The organism is Pseudomonas sp. GM30, assembly GCF_000282275.2.
Classification (GTDB): Bacteria; Pseudomonadota; Gammaproteobacteria; order Pseudomonadales; family Pseudomonadaceae; genus Aquipseudomonas.
Genome location: NZ_AKJP02000006.1, coordinates 80348 through 101478, shown reverse-complemented (window position 1 = coordinate 101478; position 21131 = coordinate 80348). Strand labels below are relative to the sequence as shown.

Here is a 21131-nt window from a genome sequence, read left to right as displayed (position 1 = left end):
AAGCCAGTCCCCGAGAAGCCGGCCACAAGCCGGCTTTTTAATGCCTGCCTGAAAGCACCTTTATCTTGACGAGCTCGACAGACTAACCGGGCAGCGCCCGCCATTCAGGCATCGCAATAAGCCATTAGCACATCCGCCCTAATTGCCCCGCGCCCGACCTCACCACTAAATTTCCATTCTGTTTTTGTGCATTACAAAAGCGCCAAGGAATGGAGCAACACCATGTCGTCGTTTTTCAAACTCACTCAATCCGCTGTTCTGCTGACCGCACTCCTGACCGCTACCTCTTCAGCCATGGCAGAGGAGCAGAAGCTCGTCGGTGACTGGTGGATCATTTACGGCAACGGTGTTCCCCACAAGAACATCATGTATGTCGCCGACAGCACTTCAGTCGTGCCGTCGAAACACACCAAAGGCGCCAAGTTGGTCGCCGTGACGTTGGTGTATGAGGAACCCGGCAAACCGATGATCGATGCCTACAACCTCGAAGTTCAGTGTTCGACGAACAAGGTCCGAATGCTCAATGGCCAGTCGGTTGATCGCATCGCTTACATGATGCGCAACCTCAAAGTTAACGACCAATGGCAGCAGCCGAAAGAGTTCTGGGTGCAGCGCACCAGCGAGTTCGTTTGCTCACCTGCCAAAAAGGACATGATCGCGCTGGGCAAGATGGAGTACCTGCAGATGATTCAGGGCTTGCAGCAGATGTTCTTCAAGCTGGCGCCGATTCAGGAAAAAGGCCAGATGATGGACAACCTCGATTCCATCCTGGGCAACAAGTAAGCGGCGGGCATCACGATGAACCCATGGACTAAAACGTTATTGGCGCTGTTGATAACGCCCACTGTTTTGCTGATCAATGGTTGCCACTTGATTGCCCAGTCGCGCTGGGAAGGACGCGATGTTCAGGAAGCGCTCGATCTGTTTGGCAAACCCGACTCGATGAAAAAACAGACCGGGGCCAACGGCGAGAATCTGGCTGTGCTCACCTGGTACAAATCGTCCAGCTGGACCACCACGGAAGCCGCCGGTACCTCAATGAATCACACCGGCAACGGCATGGTTTACACCGAGTACTACGAGACGGTCGGTCACAGTTCCGATTGCAAACTTGAAGCTACCGTCAACAAGGCGAAAAAGATCGTGCTGTTCAGGATCGAGGACGGAAAGATCATTCACGGCAAGTGCATCAACGTGCCGTTCGTGCCTGGTTACATTCCGCCCGGTTTCTAGTGCAACCCTGAGCAGGCTGCTGCTCAGGGATAGCTGAACGACTTCACAAGCGTCAGTTCACCCACCGCTCGCATCGGCACCACAAACGTCTCCATCTTCTCGCTTGGCGTGCCCTCCTCGGTAATCACCGTCACCTGCGCCGTGGTCAGCGGCTGCACCGCCTCTTCGCCGCCCTCGTCATCCCCGCGATAGCCACCGCCGAAGTAGTTCACATACACCAGATACTGGCCCTTGATCGGTGCCGGCATGGCGAAGATTTCCGGGCCATAGCCGGTGGTGACGTCGACGTCGAGCGCGGCGCCGTTGGGTGCGACGCGGTCGCCGTACCAGATGTGCGCGCCGTCGGGGGTGATCAGGTGCAGGTCGAGGTCGGTGCCATCGCTGTCCCACGACAGCAGCACGCGCAGTTTGGCCGAGGTGGCGCCGCCGCTGGCGTTGAGGAACTGGGTGCGGTGGCGTTGCTGGCCGTCGGGGCTGCGCACTTCGACGCTGTTGCTGCCGTTGGGGAAGGAGAACGGGCGGTCGAAGCGGCCACTGTCGTCGATTTTCAGCGGCATGCTGACGCCATTGACGATCAGTCGCCCGGGCTCTTTGCTCTTGGGGGTGGCTTTGATTTCGCCGCTGATGCGCGCCGTGTTGGCCTGGCCCACCGGAGTGTTGACCGAGGAAGCCGGGTAGTTGACGGTCTGGCGGAAATTTTCGCCTTCGCCTTCGGGCGCGCCGGTACGCCAGCCGCCGACCGGGGTGTCGAGTTTGACGCTGTCGGCGGCCATTGCCATCGGCAATGCATGGAACGCGCAGAGCAACAGCAAGACCTGTGGATAACGGAGTGTCATGGTCTATTCCAGCAAGAGGTGACGGGCGAGCCCTTCGATGTAGGTTTCATCCTGGCCATTGGGATGTGCTTCAAAGGCCAGGTGCAGATATTCGTGAGTCAGGTCGAGGCGATCCTGCAGCGTGAGCACGCCGCGCACGTAAATACGCTGGCGTTCGCGGTCGACAAACGGGCGGCCGAACGCCAGTTTGCACACCGCGAAGGTGCTGACTTCGTTGTAGCCGGTTTCGCTTTCCAGTGTCGGACGCCAGCCGCGGCGCTGCTTTTGTAGCCAGTCTTGCGCGGCGGGCAACGCTTCGCAGGAGGCGACCGGGTTGTCCCAGCGGCTGAGACTGGCGCGCGGGTAGGCGTGCAGCAGAATCGCGTCGTAGCGCTGACCGGCGTTGGCCTGCTCGACGGCTTGTTGCCAGGCGAGTTTGTCCGGGCCGGGTTGATCGGAGTGATAGGTGACGGTGCTGCCGGCCAGCACCAGATCCGCGGTCCACGCCGCGATGTTGCGCGACTCGGCGGAGGCCGGACGCGGAGCGACGCGCTGACGGTTGCTGCTGTCGTCGATGCTCAGGCAATCGCCATTGCGCGTGGCGTTTTGCAGCAGATAGGTGCGGATCGCCACAGCCAGTGCCTTGGCGGCTTCGGCAGGTTCGGGTTTGGCTTCGCGCTCAAGCACACGGGCGACGTATTCTTCGCGATCGAGCCGTGCAACCAGTTTGTCGTTGAGCAGAAACAGTTCGCCGGCGCTGTGGATATCCAGCGCGTTACCGTTAGCAAATTCGACGCGGTAGTCGCCTTGCAATGGGCCAGAAGTCACCACCCGCTCGCCAGCCAGAACCCGCATCAGCGGATAGCGCGAGAACAGTCCGACTTCGACACAACGCCCCGCCTCCGCCGGCCACGTTGCTGGCAACACCGTCGCCAGTGCCTGGCCGTAATGGCGCAAGACCATCTGACTGGTGCCACGCCCACCGGCCCAGATCGGCGAGCCGTCCGCCGTCCAACCGGCAAACCCGCCCTGCCGCGACTGCGGATCCTGATCACCGAGCCAGCTCCAGGTTTTCACCCGCAGGCGCCCGCCCAGCTCACCGACGACATTACCGTCCGCCGCGTTCAGCACCACGTCGAGCAACACACGGCGCATCTGCTCCTGCGCCGGCAGCAAAGACAACACCCTCAGCAAGTCAGCCACGGGAACCCGCGTGGCCGGTTGCACGGTTGGCAAATCCTGCAACCACGAAGGCGCCTGCCGCGCCTGCCAATACGTGCGCCAATCGGCAGCAGCAATGCCCAACCGCGCCGGCTCAAAGTACAACCCGCAGGATTTGACCAACGCCTGATCACGCTCGATCCTGCTACCCGCCGAGCAGCAATAAACCTCTTCCTTCGACTGTCCGCGACATTCATACGCCGGCTCGCGCGCACCGGTATCCACCAGCCACGCATAGACGAACAATTTCCACAGGCTGCCCAGCGGCGTATCCAACGTCGACGGCAATGGCTCGCGAGCGATCAGTTGCGTGTGATTCAACGCCAGCAACTCGCCCTTGTACGCCAGCCGCAGCGGCTCATCCTGCGCCGTCGCCAGCGCAGGCATCACACACATCAGCAGCCACAGCAGCGGCCGGTTCATGTCAGTTGACCGTGACCTGACCGAGGGCGGCTTTCGCTTCCTGGGCCTGATGCTGCGGCGCATACACCTGAGTGAAACGCACCGACGGCAGGTTGAACTGGCCCTTCTGCGAGAAGCGCACCAGATGGCGCAGACGCAATTCGCCGCTCAGCGCATCCACCGGCACTGCATAAGCCAGTTGCCCCGGCTCGAAGCGTGCCTTCTCCAGCGCGGTCGGTTCGGTGCCGTCCTTGCCCTGCAACTTGATGCCCCAGGTGGTGCGCTCGACGTCGGCGCCCGGTGGCAGCGGCACTTCGAGCATGCCGTAGCGCAGCGGTTTCGGCGCCTTGCTGGTGAGGATCACTTCGTCCAGGTAGAGGCTATCGCTGGACAGCGGCTTGTTGCCGACCGGTTCCAGCTTGAAGGTGAATGCCTCGTCGCCCGGCACCAGTCGCGACAGGCGCCGGGTGATGGTCACGGCCATTGGATCGACGGCCGGTTGCTGGGTCTGGAAGCTCAGCGCCGCGCGCAGCGGACGCTCCTGAGTACCGGACACCGACAACACGCTCGGCACCGGCGTCGCACCCTGCCAGGTCCAGAACATCTCACCGGTTGCGCCGTAGTTTTTCTTCCAGCCTTCACCCGGCAGCAGCGCGATGGTCGGCGAGGCCTGGGCGATGCTGCGTTGCAACCAACTCAGCGCCAGCGCACGTTCGAGGGTCGACTGCTGTGGCAGCAGACGTTGCAGCAACGCCGTCGCGCGAGTCTGATCGAACGGTTGCAGCGACAGGTTCAGCGCTTCGGCAAACGGCTGCGAACTGACCGCCAGACGCTGTTGCGCAGCGCCAAGCTGACGGTTGAATGCGTCCGGCAACGCAACTTTCGACTGCGTGGCCAGCGCCGCGGTCAACACCCGCGCCGCCGCCAGACCAAGCGCCGAATCCGGATCGCTCATCACCAGACTGTCTTCGCCGTCGTCCATCAGGGTTTCGGCATTGCCTTCACCAGCCTTCGCCAGATCGTCCATCAAGCCACTGAGCAAAGTGTTCACCGGCAAATGCATCTGTTTGGCGAACGACAGGATCAGCGCCCGCTGCAGCAGCGGCGTGTTCGGCGCTTGCTTGGCGTAGACCTCCAGCACTCGCTGCCAATGCTCCGGCGGCAAGGTCAGCTCCAGCACCTGACTGGCGTTCCAGTCGGCGTAGTAGGCGTAAGCGGTGAGGAACGCGTCCGGCTCGCCATCGAAGCCCCACCAGGTGAAGCTCGCCGACGGCCCGGCCATTTGCACCAGACGCAGGCGGCTGTTCTGCATGATCAGGCGCAGGCGATCGCGGATCTGCGGGCTCGACGCCAGCGACGGATAGGCGATGCTCAGCGGCAGCAAACGGCTGGCAGTCTGCTCGACGCCGCCGTACGGGTAGCTCAGCAGATCATCGAGGGCGGAACGGAACAACGCTTGCGGGCTGTCATCCAGGCGCAGGCGAATATCGGTAGCATCGGCCGGCAGACTCAACGGTGTATCGCCGCTGGCGACGTCGAGGCTCTGGGTTTGCGTGACTTGCCAACCGTCACCGGTCGCGCTCAGGCGCACGGCGAGGGCGTCAGCGGTTTTGCCGTCCTGCACCAGCTCGGCGGTCCACTCACCGGTCGCCAGCGCAAACGCGGGCAGCGGCACGTAGTTGATACCGTTATTCAGCGTCACCGGCAGACGTTGTTCGGCGCCTGCGTAATGGGTGACCAGTTCTGCCTTGACCGGTTTTTCAGCCTGACTGAAAGCGAACACGCCGAGTTGCGGCTGATCGCCCTTGCGGAATTTGCTCGGCCCGCTCCACTTCAGGTACAGCGGTTTTTCCGAACGGACGAACTGCTTCTTCTGCCCGACCTGACCGTCATCGGCGATGGCCCGCGCAGTGATGCGCCAGCGGGTCAGCGAGTCCGGCATCTTGAAGGTGAAGCGGGTTTTGCCGTCAGCACCGGTCAACAACTCTGGCTGCCACGCGGCGGTGTCGACGTCTTCGCGACGCGGACGCTCCAGCACTTTCACCCCACGCTCGCTGCGGTTGGCCTTGCCCGGCGCGCCGGGGCTACCCGGCAACGCCACGTCGTAACTGATGAACGACAGGCTGGCGCTGGTGCGCACGTTATTGCGACGCGGGTGGTAGAAGAACTGGTCGATGCTCGGCGCGACTTCCGGTTGCAGCGCGTAGACCATTTCATCGACGACACTGACGGTCAGGTGCGCCGGCACCGCTTTGCCGGCGAACTGTGTGGTCAGGTCAACGGTGACGGTATCGCCCGGTTGATACACCGCTTTGTCGGTGCTGATCGCGACGTCGATTTGCGGCGCGATCACCTTGATTCCGGCGTTCTGGAAACTGTACTGCCCGCCCTTGGTGTAGAGCACGGAGAAGGTCAGGTTCGGCGCGAAGTTGTCCTTCACCGGAATGCGCGCGCGGTATTGGGTGTCGCTGATTTTTTCCAGTTTCAGCCAGTCGCCGCCCTTGGCAAGCAGCGCGGTGGCTTCGACCTTGTCACGCTCCAGCGACAGCAGGGCATCGCTGACCGGCTCCGGGAAGGTGATCAGCGCCAGTGCTTCATCGCCAGCCTTGTACTCAGGCTTGTCTAGGACAATTTCCACGGTGCCCGGCACCGCTTTGACGCCCTCGCCGGTGACCGAATGGCCGGTGGCGCCGAGGACGCGACCGTGTTGATCTTTCAGCGTCAGGTTGTAAGTACCCGGACGTTCGAAGGCAATGCTGAAGCCCTTGTCCGTCGCCGCCAGTTTGCCGTCACCGGTGCTCTGGTCTTCCAGGCGCACCCAGCTGTAGCTGCTCGGGGTGACGGCTTTGCTCTGCTCGCTGCCGCCCTCGTTGGCGTAGCTGAACGCGACCTTATCGTTGACCGCACTGAAACGTTGCGGCGCGCTCAGACGGAAGCTTGCAGCGCCACGGTCGATGAGGATTTCCTTGGTGGTCTTGACCCGATACGCCGCGCCGTCGCTGGCAAACACGGTGAGCATGTAGCGGCTCGGTTTGTCGGCAGCCGGCAGGTCGAGGGTCGCGTTGCCCTTGCTGTCAGTGGTCAATTCGGTGCTGGTCAGCTCCACCGGGAATTGCCCGAGGTATTGCAGTTCGTTGTCGACCATCGACAGTTGCTGGGCACGCAGGCTCAGGCTCAGTTTGGCGTTGGCCACCGGTTTGCCGTCCGGGTACAGCAGCACCAGACTGCCCTTCACCGGCTCGCCGGTGCGGTAATCCTGCTTGGCCAGATTCAGCGAAATCTCGAAGTGCGGCTTGATGTATTCGGCCACACGGAAGGCGCTACTGTAGGCCTGATCCTTGTAGTTGAAACGGATCTCGTAACCACCGGCCACGGCGTTGTCCGGCAACTGGAAACGGCCCTGAGTGCCAGCCTTGGAATCGAGTTTCAGGTCGAGGCGTTGCAGCTCGGTGCCGGTGGCATCAAGCACACTGACGTTGACGTCAGCAGCGCCCGGCAATACCGAATCCCGCGCATTCTTGAACTCGCGACCGACGATTTTCAGCGATACCCAATCCCCCGGGCGATACAGCGGCCGGTCGGTGAATGCGTAGAGTTTGGTGTCGTAGATTTCGCTGTCGTAATAGAAGTTTTCCGAGACGAACACCCCGCCCTCTTCGTCCTCGCCAATCACGAACGAGCGCTCGGGGCTGACGTGCTTCAGGCGCAGCAAACCATCGGCATCGGTCACGCCGCTGCTCATCACGCCGAGGCCGTCGGTCCACAGCACATTGACCTTCGGCACCGAACTGCCTTCGTGTTTGCGTGCGGCCCAGACCAACAATTCATCGCCGGCAATCTTGCTCACCGCCACGGTGTTGGAGACGAAGACCATGGTGGTCGCGCGGTACTTGCCGATCAGCGCTTCGACCAGGTACAGGCCCGGCTTCAGGTTGCCCAACGGGATGTACACGTTACCCGGTGCAACGCTGACGAACTCGCTGGAAGACCCGGCCAGATTGACCCCGGCCGGCGGCTGGATCGGTTTGGCCTGCCACAGCGGATAACGGAACTGACTGACCACCGGCAGACCCGGAATCAGCGCGAATTGCGGCTGCGCGTCGTACAGGGTCGGCGCAGCGATGGCGTTGCCCATCTTCAGTTCCGGCACCTCTTCGGTGACCTGCTTGCGCGACTCGTAGGAGAACGCGCGCTGCATCACCCGCCGCGATTTGCGGTACCAGTTGTCCCACAGGTACGCGAGGGTGTTGGACAGGCCTTCGCCCTTGAACTGGCCGTCGCTGACCACGCGGTGCAGGTTCTTCTGACGCTTGAGGAAATCCAGCGGTTTGTCGATGCGGTACACGCGAATGTCGGCGCCGCCATAGGGTTCCATGCGGAAGCGGCGGTAGTCGCGACCGGGTGCTTCGAGACGGACCATCGCCTGCTCGTCGGCAGCGAAACTGCTGTCGGCCAGCAGGAAGAAGCTTTCTCCGGCGACCGGCGTGTAGCCACTCGGCTCCACCGAGTCTTCAGCGTTGACGGTCGCCAATGGCAGCAACAGCGCCAGCAGCAGAGGAATTCGAGCGCAGAGTCGCAGCATGCGGGCACCGGTCATTGGGAGAGAAAGTTCAGTCGATAGACGCCGATGAAGTTGGGGTTGGCTGCGTCGGGTATCCATCGGGTGTCCTTCCATGTCATGAGTTGCTGCAGGCTTGCCGAACGCATGCCGTTGTCAGTGGGGGTGGTCGTGCCGGTGTGATAGGCGATGTAGCGGCCCATCCAGATCATCAGGTGCTGGTCGTCGCCCTGATCGAAAAACATCAGGTCGCCGGGGCGTGCCTGGGACACGTCGCGGCTGACCAGATGGCTGTTGAACTGAATCAGCTTGATCGCGTTGACGTACGGCCCGACCTTGCCGCCACCCTGCTGCCATTGCTGGGCGAGCTTGCGCTGCTCGTCGCTGAGCGTCAGCTCCGGCGGCAGGTAGCGATTGGACAGGCCATTGCTGCGCAGCCACTTGTCGTCGTGGACTTTCAGCGCTTCGTTGGCGGCGAAACGCACAAGGCCTGCGCAGTCCTGCTGATACCAGCGCGGGCTCGGGCCTTGGCTCAGTTGCTCCTGAGCGATGCGCACGAACCAGGCACGGAACACCTGGGACTGCGCCGGATCCAGCGCCGGCGTTTCGACGGCTCGGGCGCCCGCGCTGAGCAGTAGCGCGAGCAGGCCGAGGCTGCGGATCAGTGTTGTCACAGCGCTTTCCACTCCAGCGGCAGCCATTGCCAGTGGCCGTCCGGCTCGCTGCCTTCCGGCAGGGTCAGCGCGTATTTGCCGTAGCCACCAAGGGTGCGCAGTTTCGGGATCAGGTAGGTTTGCGCGGCGTTGTAGAACACCGGCTCCATGTCCTGCGGCAGGCTGTCGAGGGTTTCCTGCTGCATCAGTTGCGCCATCGAATCCGGGCCGAAGTAGATCGGCATCAGCACGTCTTTGGGCAGCACGTCGGCCATCGGCGGGAAGCGCTTGTCGAGGGTCCCGAGGGCCTTGTCGACCAGTTTGTCGTCGAGGGAAAACAGCAGCGTCGAACCGTGGCGGGCGAGGCTGACTTTCATGAACGCCTTACCGCTGATGGCGTCCGGGTTTTCGGCAGTCTTGGCGGCGTACGGACCGAAATTGGAACTGACCTGACGCTGCCAGACATGGCTCTGGCCTTCCTGTTTCTCGACCACCGGGAACGCGTGTTCGTCGACATTCGTCTCGTAGGCGCCAACCATCGAACCGAACAGCGTGCCCAGGTCGCCATCGAGCTTGCTGCTGTCTTCGTCCTTCAGGCTGGCGACCAGCAACGGCGTGTACAACCGTGAATCGGCGTACCAGCACAGGCCCGCCGCGCCGGCCACGTGCTCGGTGAGCTTCTGCGCCACCGCTTCGTCGGCACCGAGTTTCACCAGCAGCGGTTTCTGCGGTTCGGCCGCCACCGGCAAGGTCACGCAGGCACTGGCGCCCAGCGGCATGGCTTGCCACACCGGTTTGAAATCGAAGTCCGGCTGATTATCAAGTTCGTCCATGGCGAGGTAGCTGTGCCAGCCCTTGTCATCCATGTCGAAACGCAGCCCGGCGAAGTTCGGGATGAAGCGCTGATAGCCCATCGCAAGGACGCTGGAATTGACCGACAGACGCTGTTTGACCTCCGGTGCCTTGGCCGGCAGACCGAAAGCCTCGGGGAACAGTTTGTCGCCGTTGAGCAGCGCTGCCAGCGCTTGCGGCGAGACGTGCCCGGACTCTTCCGATTCGCCACTGGCCGGGTCGTAATATTTGTTCGGGTTGGACAGCACCACCAGTTTGTCGCCGCGCGACGCGAACAGCAGCGATTTGCTGGCGTTGTAGCTGAGCTGGTACAGCGGCACTTCGTCACCGCCAACCTTGAGGCTGCCGAACACGCTGAGCTGCGAATCATCCAGCGCCACTTTCGCCAGCGGTTCAAGCAGCTTCGCCAAGCCGCCGCGGTCCATCACCAGCAGGAAATCCTTGAGTCGGCCGTCGGCACCGCGCCACAACGCGACGTCGGCCGGTTGATCGAAAAGCTGCTCGATCAGGCTGTCCTGCAGCTTCAGGTCGTGCTCATAGATGATCCGCCGCAGGCTGCCGATCAACCCCAGGCGGTCGGCGTGGGTTTCGTAATAGAAGACGAAATCTTCGGTGAGCGTGGCCTTGAGAAACGGCACCGTCAGCAGCTCCTTGGGCAACTGGCTCAGGGAGCGGGTTTCCAGCAGTGCATCCGGTCTGCTCAGGCCGAGTTTGTCACTGGCAAGTGCCGCCGCCGGCACCTTGGGCTTGTGCAGCAGCCAGCCGAGACCACCGGCCACCCCGGCCACCAGGACCAGGCCGATCAGCAGCGCCGGCCAGCGCCGGGAAGGTTGGCCGGCAGGTGTCGGGACGACCGGAGAAGCAGCGTTATCACTCATGTTCACAAAACCCGAAGTTCATCCGTGGAGCGGGATGCTTAATAGTTGAAAGTCTTGACCAGCAGCAGATCACCGATCGCCCGCAGGGGCACGATGAATGTTTCGCGTTTTTCGTCGACCGTGTTTTCGTTGAGCACCAGCGTGATTTGCGAGGTGATGACCTCGTTCTGATTGCTGGCCTCCTCGAAGTTATAGCCGCCGTCGCCGAAGTTGCCCCAATAGTTGACGTAAACCAGATAAGTGCCATGCAGCGGCGCGGTCATGGTGAACATTTCCGGGCCGGGGCCGTCGACACCATCCGGGTCCAGTCCACCGCCGTTGGTCAACGCCGTGTGGGCGAAAAACGCATGCTGGCCGTCCGGCGTAATGATGTGCAGGTCGAGTTCGGCCTTGGGATCGTCCCAGCCGAGCACCACGCGGATCTTCGCCGGGGTGCGCAGGTTGTTCGCCTCATAAAACTGCACGCGCTTGAGCGACTGGCCCTCGGCGCTGCGCACTTCGACACTATTGGAGCCGGCGCCGAACGCATAGGGCCGGGCGAACCGCCCGTCATCGTCGGTGTACAGATTCAATGGATTGCCGTTGACCGCTAGGGTGTGCGGTCCGCGCTGATTGCCGATGGCCTTGAGCTGGCCCTGGATCATCGTGCGATTGCGCTGAATGCCGCGGTCGATCGGCGGCGTGGGGTAAGCGACTTGCGGGTTTTCACTGCGGTCGAGCAAGCCGTTATAACGCCAGCCACCCACCGGTTCCGACAGCTCGGCACTCGGCGCCGCCCACAGCGCAGGCGCGCAGGCCAAGCCGATCAGCAGCCAAAGAAATGAACGCATGTAATGCCTCCTGCCATGCCTGAACGAAACCTTGCACCCGATCCTCGGTACTTCACAGCGGTGGAAACTGCGTTTCGTCTGAAAGACCCCGTGACTATAGGGTCGTAGAAGGCGCGAAGATTAGCGATTCGGCAGTTTTTTAACAATCGGATACATCTGGATTTGCGGTAAGAATCACGTCCTCTTGGTGGACGGTGAGCCGAATAGCCGTCATATTCGGCTCACTAAATGAGCCGAATAACCTTTCTATTCGGCTCACGCCCCCATCAGAGGCAAACAGATGACGACTCAATGGATCTGGCAACAACCGGATTGGCCCGATTTCAACTGGCAAGCAGAACGTTTGGCACCCTTGTTGCGCGAGTGCGTGCAGGCACAAGGCCAATTGATGGGAATGGCCGGTTCCGTTGGCAACTCCCTGAGCGCACAAACCGAACTCGACGCACTGCTGCAAAACATCGTGACCTCTTCGGCCATTGAGGGTGAGCAGTTGAATGTCGGCTCAGTGCGTTCGTCATTGGCTCGACGCCTGGGGCTGGAATTGTCTGATGGCGATAAAGTCAGCCAACGCAGCGAAGGCCTTGCGCAACTGATGCTCGACGCCACCCGACGCTTCGCTGAACCACTGACGCTGGAGCGATTGCTGGAATGGCATCGATGGCTGTTTCCGGAACAGGAAAGCGACTTCACTGCAAGGTCGATGCATGTCGGTGCGCTTCGCGGTGACGAGCCGATGCAGGTAGTTTCCGGTCGTCTCGACCGCCCCACTGTGCATTTCGAGGCGCCACCGCGCCAAGGTCTCGAGCGGCAGCTCGACAGGTTTCTTGACTGGTTCGAGGCCAGCCGGCACCAAACAGCGCTTGATCCGCTGCTACGGGCCGGCATCGCGCATTTCTGGTTTGTCACGCTGCATCCGTTTGATGACGGCAACGGTCGCCTGACTCGGACCATCACGGATCTGGCGCTGGCGCAAGGCGAAGCACAGGCCATCCGGTTTTACGCGATGTCGGCCAGCATCCTGGATGACCGAAGCGGCTATTACCGAGTGCTTGAGGCCAGTCAAAAAGCCACACTGGATGTCACCCAATGGCTCACGTGGTTTCTGCAGACGCTTTTACGCAGTCTGCAGCAAGCCATCGCGCGGATCGAAAGTGTGCTGGGTAAAACTCGGTTCTGGCAGGCTCACCGTGAATCCGAGCTTTCTGTGGAGCAGAGTAAAGTGCTCAATCGCTTGCTCGACGGTGGAGAGCGCGGGTTCGAGCACGGTATCAGCGCGGCGCAGTATCAGGCGGTGGCCAAGGTTTCCAAAGCCACGGCGACACGACATCTGGCGGAACTGCTGGAAAAGGGTTTTCTGCAGCGTATGCCCGGAGGTGGACGGAGCACGCGATACAAAATCAATTACCCGGAAAACTCCTCGAATTGAACCGCTGCCCCTGTGGCGAGGGCTCGCGAAAGCCCCGCTCATTTGCCCATAAACCCCCTATCTGCTAGTGTCGCGCCGGTTTAACGTCAACCGGAAATCGCCGCCATGGCCCGCAAAAAAGCTGCACTGGATTTCGAACAGTCCCTCGCCGACCTGCAAACACTGGTCGAGCGTCTGGAGAACGGTGAATTGTCGCTGGAAGACTCGCTGACCGCTTTCGAGCAGGGCATCGGTCTGACCCGTGACTGCCAGGCGGCGCTGGCCCAGGCCGAGCAGAAGGTGCAAGTGCTGCTGGAGCGCGATGGCGAACTCGCCGAGGAACCCTTCGACGCGGAACAGCCAGAATGATTGCAGCGTATTCGGCGACCAGCCAGGCGCGGGTCAATGCGGCACTGGAAATCCTCTTCAAGGCCCCACTGCCGGAGCTGTCGCGCCTGTATGAGGCAATGCACTACAGCGTGATGATCGGCGGCAAGCGCGTGCGTCCGCTGCTGGCCTACGCCGCATGCGAAGCGCTGGGCGGCAAGGCTGAGCAAGCCAACGGCGCGGCCTGCGCGGTTGAGCTGATCCACGCTTATTCTCTGGTGCACGACGATTTGCCGGCGATGGACGACGACGATCTGCGTCGCGGCCAGCCCACCACCCACAAGAAATTCGACGAAGCCTGCGCGATTCTCGCCGGTGACGGCTTGCAGAGTCTGGCCTTCAGCGCCCTGCTCGACCCGCGCCTGAGCAATCTGGACGCTGATATCCGTCTGCAGCAAGTCACGGCGCTGGCGCACGCGGCGGGCCCGGCAGGCATGGTCGGCGGTCAAGCCATCGACCTCGGCTCGGTCGGCCTGAAGCTGGACCAGCAAGCGTTGGAGCAGATGCACCGGCACAAGACCGGCGCGCTGATCGAAGTCAGCGTCAAGCTTGGCGCCCTGGCCAGCGGCCGTGCCGAGCAGGATGAACTCAAGGCCCTGCAGACTTATGCACAGGCCATCGGTCTGGCCTTTCAGGTGCAGGACGACATTCTCGACGTCGAAAGCGATACCGAAACCCTCGGTAAACGCCAGGGCGCCGACATCGCTCGCGACAAACCGACCTACCCGGCCCTGCTGGGACTGGACGCGGCCAAGGTCTACGCTCTGGAACTGCGCGATCAGGCGCTGCACGCGCTGCGACCGTTTGACGCGGCAGCCGAGCCTTTGCGCGACCTGGCCCGGTATATCGTCGAGCGGCGCAACTGAACGCCAACCTGCCAAAAAAGACCAACGCGTGGGCAGGGGGCGATGCATCAGGTAAACTGCCGCATCTTTTATACCTATAACGATTCGCCTGATGCCCACGACGTTTCATGAGATTCCCCGCAAGCGCCCGACCACGCCCCTGCTCGACCGCGCGAATACGCCGGACGGCCTGCGCCGGTTAGGCGAAGCCGAGCTGGAAACCCTGGCCGATGAGTTGCGCCTGGAATTGCTCTACACGGTCGGTCAGACCGGTGGGCATTTCGGTGCCGGCCTGGGCGTCATCGAGCTGACCATCGCGTTGCATTACGTCTTCGACACCCCGGATGACCGGCTGGTGTGGGACGTCGGTCATCAGGCGTATCCGCACAAAATCCTCACCGGTCGTCGCCAGCGCATGGAAACACTGCGCCAGAAGGACGGCATTGCCGCCTTCCCGCGTCGCGCCGAGAGCGAGTACGACACCTTTGGCGTCGGCCACTCCAGCACCTCGATCAGCGCAGCACTGGGCATGGCGATTGCCGCCCGCCTGCAAAACAGCGATCGCAAGGCGATTGCGGTGATCGGTGACGGCGCGCTGACCGCCGGTATGGCCTTCGAGGCGCTGAACCACGCGCCGGAAGTCAACGCCAACATGCTGGTGATCCTCAACGACAACGACATGTCGATCTCGCGCAACGTCGGTGGCCTGTCCAATTATCTGGCGAAGATCCTTTCCAGCCGCACTTACGCGAGCATGCGTGAAGGCAGCAAGAAAGTCCTGTCGCGCCTGCCCGGCGCCTGGGAAATCGCCCGTCGCACCGAAGAATATGCCAAAGGCATGCTGGTGCCCGGCACCCTGTTCGAAGAACTGGGCTGGAACTACATCGGCCCGATCGACGGCCACGACCTGCCGACCCTGATCGCCACCCTGCGCAACATGCGCGATCTGAAAGGCCCGCAGTTTCTGCACATCGTCACCAAGAAAGGCAAAGGCTTCGCTCCGGCGGAAGTCGACCCGATCGGTTACCACGCCATCACCAAACTCGAACCGGTCGATGCCCCGGCCGCCGCGCCGAAAAAGGCCGGCGGGCCGAAGTATTCGGCAGTGTTCGGCGAATGGCTGTGCGACATGGCGGCAGCAGACCCGCGCTTGGTAGGCATCACCCCGGCGATGAAGGAAGGCTCGGACCTGGTGGCGTTCAGCGAACGCTTCCCGCTGCGCTACTTTGACGTGGCGATTGCCGAGCAGCACGCCGTGACGTTCGCCGCCGGCATGGCCTGCGAAGGCGCCAAACCGGTGGTGGCGATCTACTCGACGTTCCTGCAACGCGGCTACGACCAGTTGGTGCATGACGTGGCGGTGCAGAACCTCGACGTGCTGTTCGCCATCGACCGCGCCGGTCTGGTGGGCGAAGACGGCCCGACTCACGCCGGCAGCTTCGACCTCTCGTACCTGCGCTGCATTCCGGGCATGGTCATCATGACCCCGAGCGATGAAAACGAATTGCGCAAAATGCTCACCACCGGCCACCTGTACAACGGCCCGGCGGCGGTGCGCTACCCGCGCGGCACCGGTCCGAACGCGACCATCGACAAGGATCTCGAGCCGATCGAGATCGGCAAGGGCATCGTTCGTCGTCAGGGCAGCAACGTCGCCCTGCTGGTGTTTGGCGTGCAACTGAGCGAAGCGTTGAAAGTCGCCGAGAAGCTGGATGCGACCGTGGTCGACATGCGCTTCGTCAAGCCGCTGGATGAAGCGCTGGTACGCGAGATCGCCGGTAGCCACGAGTTGCTGGTGACCATCGAAGAGAACGCGATCATGGGCGGCGCCGGTGGCGCGGTCAGCGAATTCCTGGCACGGGAAAACATCCTCAAGTCGATGCTGCACCTGGGCTTGCCGGACATTTACGTCGAGCACGCCAAACCGGCGCAGATGCTGGCCGAGTGCGGGCTGGATGAAGCGGGAATCGAAGCGGCGGTGTGTGAGCGCCTGACTCTGCTTAACAAGTAATCACCATCCCTGTGGGAGCGGGCTTGCCCGCGATGAGGTCGGCACAGTCAACATTGATGTTGGATGTACCGACGCCATCGCGGGCAAGCCCGCTCCCACAGTGTTTTGTGTCGCTAGAAATTTTGTGCACACCAGAAATACCAACGGAATACCGATGAACCTCTCGCGCCTCGCCCTGCCCCTCCTCCTGCTGCCAGCCGCCAGCGCCCTCGCCGACACCTTCGAACGCGACGAAGCCCTGAAACTGCCGGACACGCTGATCAGCGCCAACCGTCAGGTCGAAGCGCGCAACGACAGCAGCGCCGCCAACACTGTATTCACCCGCGAAGACATCGACCGCCTGCAACCGGGCAGCGTCACTGATCTGCTGCAACGGGTGCCGGGCGTGCAAGTGGCGCAGGCCGGTGGGCGCGGCAGTCTGCCGGGGATCTACATTCGCGGCACGCAGTCAGCGCAGAGTCTGGTGCTGGTCGATGGCCAGCGCATCGGCAGTTCGACCTCCGGCGACAGCAACCTGCAGCACCTGAACATCGACCAGATCGAACGCGTCGAAGTGCTGCGCGGGTCGCGCTCTGTGATTTACGGCAGCGACGCGATTGGCGGGGTGATTCAGATCTTCACCCGGCGCGGTAACGAGCAAGGCCTGCAACCACGCCTGCATGTCGGTTTCGGCAGTAACCAGACCTGGGAACGCAGCTTCGGCCTTTCCGGCGGCGATGACAAAACCCGCTTCAACCTCGGCGCCAGCATCGATGACACCGCCGGTATCGACCGTACCCACGAGTCGTACCCGAGCGACAGCGATCACGATGCCTATCGCAATAAATCCGTCAGTCTGAGCCTCAGCCATGCGCTGACCGATGACATCGAAGTCGGCGCCAACCTGCTGGATAACCGTGGCAAAAGCGAGTTCGATAACCCGTTCGGCCGTTTCGACCCGACCACTTTCGATTCGGTGCAGCAACAGCCTTACAGCGACTTCAACGTCAGCAGTGTCAGCAGCTACGTCGATGCCCGGGTCAACGATATCTGGAAAACCCGCGTCGAGTTCGGCCACACCGAGAACCGCGAGAAAACCTTCGACAAACTCAGCGACGAACGCACGGTGTTCAACACCTATCGTGACTCGCTGACCTGGCAGAACGATTTGACCCTGGATACGCGCAACAGCCTGATCCTCGGCGGCGACTGGTATGAAGACCGGGTCAACAGCAGCACCGCATTCAACGAAGACAGCCGCTGGAACCGCGCCGCGTTCATCCAGCATCGTTATCAGGCCGACGGTTTCTCCACGGAACTGGGTCTGCGTCACGACGACAACCAGCAGTTCGGCAGCCAGAACACCTGGAGCGGCACCTTCACCTTGCCGCTGAACCCGGACAACGATCTGTTGCTGAGCTACAGCGAAGGCTTTCGCGCGCCGACCTTCAACGACCTGTACTACCCGGATTTCAGTAACCCGGATCTGAAACCGGAAACCTCGAAAAGCTATGAGCTGCAATGGCGCAGTCAGTTGAGCGATAGCAGCCGCCTGGAAGCGTCGATTTACCGCACTGACCTGGAAGACGCGATCATCTTCGGCAGCAACTCACGCCCGGAGAACGTGGCTTCGGCACGGATCAATGGTTTTGAAGCGGCGCTGAAGCAGGACCTGTTCGGTTGGCAGAGCAACCTTGGCGTGGCAATTATCGACCCGCGTGATCGCGATACCGGGCACACGTTGGCCCGTCGTGCGCGGCGTACTGCCAGTTGGGATCTGGATCGCCAGTTCGATCGTTTGGGGCTTGGGGCCAGTTGGCAGTTGGTCAGCGGCAGTTACGACGATCTGAACAACACCCAGCCGTTGGGTGGCTACGGCACACTTGGACTGCGCAGCAGCTGGGCGCTGAACCGCGAGATCAAACTGGATCTGAAGGTCGATAACCTGCTGGACAAGGGTTACAGCCGTGCGTTGTACAGCTATGACGGCAGCCAGTATGGCTATCGCGAGGAAGGTCGTGCGTGGATGTTTGGCGTCACCTGGACCCCGGGGCTCTAAGGTAAACCTCAATCAACTGTGGCGAGGGGATTTATCCCCGATCGACTGCGAAGCAGTCGTAAATCCTTTGTGCAAGTTACATCTGAAAGATCGCGCCCGCTGATTTAGGGCAGCTTCGCAGCCCATCGGGGATAAATCCCCTCACCACAGGTTATTGGTGGGGCTGGATGAGTTGGCAGAGTTTGGCGGTGGCCTCGATCATTTGCCCGCTTGGGCGTTCCAGGCCTTTATCCGTGACCAACAGCAACTGCCCTCTCCTCACCGCATCAACCTGCGGCCAGGCTTTCCACGCATCGAGCTGGGCCTGCTCACCGGCAAGAATCACCTGCGGATCACGCTGCAACACCGCCTCGATACTCACCTGCGGCGCCGGCAGACTCAGATCGGCAAACACATTTCGTGCGCCACACACCTCAAGCGCATCGCTGATGATCTGTCCGCCACCGACGGTGTATAGCGGCTTGTCCCAGACCTGATAGAACACTGTCAGAGGCGTGTCCCGGCGATAGCGCTGGCGCAGGTCATCGAGTTTTTTGCGCAAATCCGCCGCCAGTTTCACCCCGCGCTCAGGCCGATCGAGTCGTGCGGCGATGGCTTCGATCTGTGCAGAGAGTTGTTCGAGACTGCGCGGTTCAGCAACGAATGTCGGGATGTTCAGGCGTTTGAGTTGATCGCGTTGCGCCGGGCCGACACTGCCGGGCCACAACAGCAGCAAATCGGGCTTCAAACTAAGCAGACGCTCCATGTCCAACTGACCATAGCGGCCCACTGACGGGACATCCTTGAGCGCCGCCGGACGCTCGCCAGCATCGAGCACGCCCACCAGCAGATCGGCCGAATCAAGCTCAACAACGATTTCAGACAGAGAAGGCGCGAGACTGACCACTCGCAGACTCGCCAGCACCGGGCCGGCGCAGGCCAGCAGCAGAACCGCCAGCCACAGACGGCGCATCAGCCGAGTTGACGCGGAATACGGTAGAGGTAGAACAGCACGGCCGTGGACAGCGCCAGCAGCATCAGCGGTACGGCCTCGAGGCCGACAAACACCGCCAGCGCACCGATCCACGCCGGAAGCGATGCTGCGAGGAACGCGACACGACGACGGGCCGCCAGCGCGATCCAGGCCGCCGGTTCGGCAGGCGTATCGAGGGCTTTCTGGGTGGCGATCAGGGCGTGTTTGTAGCCACCGAAAAACTTCAGGCTGACAAACATCGAGGCCACGCCGGCAATGAACATCGGCATGGTCAGTACCGGCAGAAACGCTTCATATTGGCCGAACAGTGCGTTGAGCACGAACAGCGGCAGCAGCGCCAACGCCAGATACTTCCACCAGTCGACCGCCAGACGGCGACGCACCTGACCGCGGGTCACGCGCGGTCGACCTCGCCCTGATGCTCGTTACCCATCATGTGGTCGAGCTTGCTGGCCTTGGTCGCCAGGTACAGTTTGTTGTGCGGGTTGTGGCCGGTGTGCAGCGGCACGCGCTCGGCGACGACGATGTTCATGTCGGTCAGGGCTTTGACCTTGCGCGGGTTGTTGGTCATCAGACGCAGCGACTTCACGCCCAGATGCTCGAGCATCGGCAGGCACATGGCGTAGTCACGCTGATCGGCGGCAAAGCCCAGACGCTCGTTGGCCTCAACGGTGTCGGCGCCGCCGTCCTGCAACTCGTAGGCACGGATCTTGTTCAGCAGGCCGATGCCGCGACCTTCCTGACGCAGGTACAGCAGCACACCACGGCCTTCACGGGCGATGGCCTTGAGCGCCGCTTCGAGTTGCGAACCGCAGTCGCAGCGCTGGCTGAACAGGGCGTCACCGGTCAGGCACTCGGAGTGCAACCGGCCGAGGACCGGCGCACCGTCGTCAATTTCACCGAGGCTCAGCACAACGTGCTCGCGGCCGGTGGCTTCATCGAGAAAACCGTGCATGGTGAATTGCGCAAAAGGCGTTGGCAGCTTGGAAGCGGCGACAAAAACGACAGGCACCGGTGTGCTCCTGATCTAAAAAGTCTGAAGATTCGCAGGCCGGCATTGTAACAGCAGGTTCCTGCAGACGCTTAGGCTGAATTGTCGGGCATAACGATCAAAAAGTTTGATAACACCCGGCTATTGCAGATCCCTGTGGGAGCGAGCCTGCTCGCGAAGGCGTCGGCAGATTCAATCTCTGTGTTGCCTGACCCAGCGCTTTCGCGAGCAGGCTCGCTCCCACAGGGGGGGCAGTGTCGGGCACAAGATTCGCAATCAGGGCGTATCAAACGGATACGGCTGCTGCCACTGCTCGAAAATCGGCTTCAGCTCGCCGCTCTTCACCAACTGCTCCATGCGCCGGTCGAACAGCGCCATCAGCGTGCGCGCTTGCGGCGTGTTGGCGAAGCACAGGTACAGCGGCAATTCGGCGATGTGGGTCTTGCGAAACTGCGCAGGATCCTTGGCCCGGCCGACCACGTAATCGATTTCGGTCAAAGCATCGATGTAATAGTCGGCGCGGTTGTGGGTGAGCATCGAGAGGATCCCGGTGCGCCGCACGACTTCATTGTAGTTGCGCACATTGGGCAAATAATCCTGATAGTCATAACCGCGCACCCAGGCCAGACGATAGCTGCCGAGGGTTTCCGGGGTCGGTGGCGGATTGCTCGCCAGCCCCAGGGCATAGATGTGATCGGTGTCGAAGTTCCAGCGCGGGTATAGCAGTTCGCTGGCCTCGTTTTTGTACGAGCCGACGCAGGCATCGACTTCGCCGCGCTCGGCCAGCCCCACGGAGCGCGTGTAAGGCTCGGTGCGGATGTCGAGTTTCACCCCGGCCGGCTCGAACACCTTGCGCAGCACGTCCCAGCCCAGGCCATGGCCGTCGGCGGCGGTGTAGTCTTCCCAGTCCTCGCTGGCCAGATGGATGACCGCGGGCGTCGACGTAACTTCCTGCGCACTGGCGACAGTGCCCAGCAGGGTCAGAAACACCAGCGCCAGCCAGCGTCGAGCCATCCTTAGTCTCCTCACTTAACCCTGA

The 21131-nt window shown here is 61.8% G+C and carries 17 protein-coding genes; 7 read left to right on the top strand and 10 right to left on the bottom strand.

The features are described from left to right. Positions 1-222: 222 nt before the first annotated feature. Positions 223-783, top strand: coding sequence for a hypothetical protein (locus tag PMI25_RS05110; protein WP_007968159.1), 561 nt, complete (start codon positions 223-225; stop codon positions 781-783). A 15-nt stretch (positions 784-798) separates the two neighbouring features. Beyond that, positions 799-1233 (top strand): hypothetical protein, encoded by a 435-nt coding sequence (locus PMI25_RS05105; protein WP_007968160.1) that lies wholly within the window; start codon positions 799-801, stop codon positions 1231-1233. A 23-nt stretch (positions 1234-1256) separates the two neighbouring features. Here PMI25_RS05105 and PMI25_RS05100 read toward each other — a convergent pair whose 3' ends face one another. The 6 genes from PMI25_RS05100 to PMI25_RS05075 are packed head-to-tail and all read right to left on the bottom strand — an operon-like array spanning position 1257 to position 11442. Further along, positions 1257-2069 (bottom strand): YfaP family protein, encoded by an 813-nt coding sequence (locus tag PMI25_RS05100; RefSeq protein ID WP_007968161.1) that lies wholly within the window; start codon positions 2067-2069, stop codon positions 1257-1259. Between the two features lie 3 nt (positions 2070-2072). Continuing rightward, positions 2073-3692, bottom strand: a complete 1620-nt coding sequence (locus tag PMI25_RS05095) for a DUF2300 domain-containing protein (protein WP_007968162.1) — start codon at positions 3690-3692, stop codon at positions 2073-2075. Between the two features lies 1 nt (position 3693). Further along, on the bottom strand, positions 3694-8268 hold the full coding sequence (locus PMI25_RS05090; protein WP_007968163.1) for an alpha-2-macroglobulin family protein: 4575 nt from the start codon (positions 8266-8268) through the stop codon (positions 3694-3696). Then, positions 8265-8930 carry a DUF1175 domain-containing protein gene (locus tag PMI25_RS05085; protein ID WP_045121987.1) on the bottom strand — a complete coding sequence of 222 codons (666 nt, stop codon included), beginning with the start codon at positions 8928-8930 and terminating at the stop codon, positions 8265-8267. The genes PMI25_RS05090 and PMI25_RS05085 overlap by 4 nt, the downstream gene beginning before the upstream one ends. Then, the gene (locus tag PMI25_RS05080; RefSeq protein WP_007968165.1) at positions 8900-10612 is read right to left on the bottom strand and encodes a DUF2138 domain-containing protein; all 1713 of its coding nucleotides are present in this window, start codon (positions 10610-10612) and stop codon (positions 8900-8902) included. Before PMI25_RS05080 ends, PMI25_RS05085 begins: the two co-directional genes overlap by 31 nt. A gap of 38 nt (positions 10613-10650) precedes the next feature. Further along, positions 10651-11442 (bottom strand): YfaP family protein, encoded by a 792-nt coding sequence (locus PMI25_RS05075; RefSeq protein ID WP_007968166.1) that lies wholly within the window; start codon positions 11440-11442, stop codon positions 10651-10653. A gap of 280 nt (positions 11443-11722) precedes the next feature. Here PMI25_RS05075 and PMI25_RS05070 point away from each other — a divergent pair, with 280 nt between their 5' ends. The 5 genes from PMI25_RS05070 to PMI25_RS05050 all read left to right on the top strand — a co-directional run bounded on the left by PMI25_RS05070 (position 11723) and on the right by PMI25_RS05050 (position 18128). Further along, entirely contained in the window at positions 11723-12868 is a 1146-nt protein-coding gene (locus tag PMI25_RS05070) for a Fic family protein (RefSeq protein ID WP_007968167.1), read from the top strand. Between the two features lie 105 nt (positions 12869-12973). Beyond that, positions 12974-13216: an exodeoxyribonuclease VII small subunit gene (locus PMI25_RS05065; protein WP_003228627.1), complete on the top strand. Its 243-nt coding sequence runs from the start codon at positions 12974-12976 to the stop codon at positions 13214-13216. Next, positions 13213-14100, top strand: coding sequence for a (2E,6E)-farnesyl diphosphate synthase (gene ispA, locus PMI25_RS05060; protein ID WP_007968168.1), 888 nt, complete (start codon positions 13213-13215; stop codon positions 14098-14100). The genes PMI25_RS05065 and ispA overlap by 4 nt, the downstream gene beginning before the upstream one ends. 91 nt (positions 14101-14191) lie before the next feature. After that, the gene (dxs, locus tag PMI25_RS05055) at positions 14192-16090 is read left to right on the top strand and encodes a 1-deoxy-D-xylulose-5-phosphate synthase (protein WP_007968169.1); all 1899 of its coding nucleotides are present in this window, start codon (positions 14192-14194) and stop codon (positions 16088-16090) included. Between the two features lie 154 nt (positions 16091-16244). Beyond that, positions 16245-18128 (top strand): TonB-dependent receptor domain-containing protein, encoded by a 1884-nt coding sequence (locus PMI25_RS05050; protein ID WP_007968170.1) that lies wholly within the window; start codon positions 16245-16247, stop codon positions 18126-18128. Between the two features lie 151 nt (positions 18129-18279). Here PMI25_RS05050 and PMI25_RS05045 read toward each other — a convergent pair whose 3' ends face one another. The 4 genes from PMI25_RS05045 to PMI25_RS05030 all read right to left on the bottom strand — a co-directional run bounded on the left by PMI25_RS05045 (position 18280) and on the right by PMI25_RS05030 (position 21106). Then, positions 18280-19080, bottom strand: a complete 801-nt coding sequence (locus PMI25_RS05045; RefSeq protein WP_007968173.1) for a cobalamin-binding protein — start codon at positions 19078-19080, stop codon at positions 18280-18282. Beyond that, positions 19080-19499 (bottom strand): hypothetical protein, encoded by a 420-nt coding sequence (locus PMI25_RS05040; protein ID WP_007968175.1) that lies wholly within the window; start codon positions 19497-19499, stop codon positions 19080-19082. Before PMI25_RS05040 ends, PMI25_RS05045 begins: the two co-directional genes overlap by 1 nt. Further along, positions 19496-20113, bottom strand: a complete 618-nt coding sequence (gene ribA, locus PMI25_RS05035) for a GTP cyclohydrolase II (RefSeq protein ID WP_007968177.1) — start codon at positions 20111-20113, stop codon at positions 19496-19498. The genes PMI25_RS05040 and ribA overlap by 4 nt, the downstream gene beginning before the upstream one ends. 255 nt (positions 20114-20368) lie before the next feature. Further along, a complete protein-coding gene (locus tag PMI25_RS05030; RefSeq protein ID WP_024164426.1) occupies positions 20369-21106 on the bottom strand; it encodes a substrate-binding periplasmic protein in 738 nt (245 codons plus the stop codon). Positions 21107-21131: the final 25 nt, after the last annotated feature.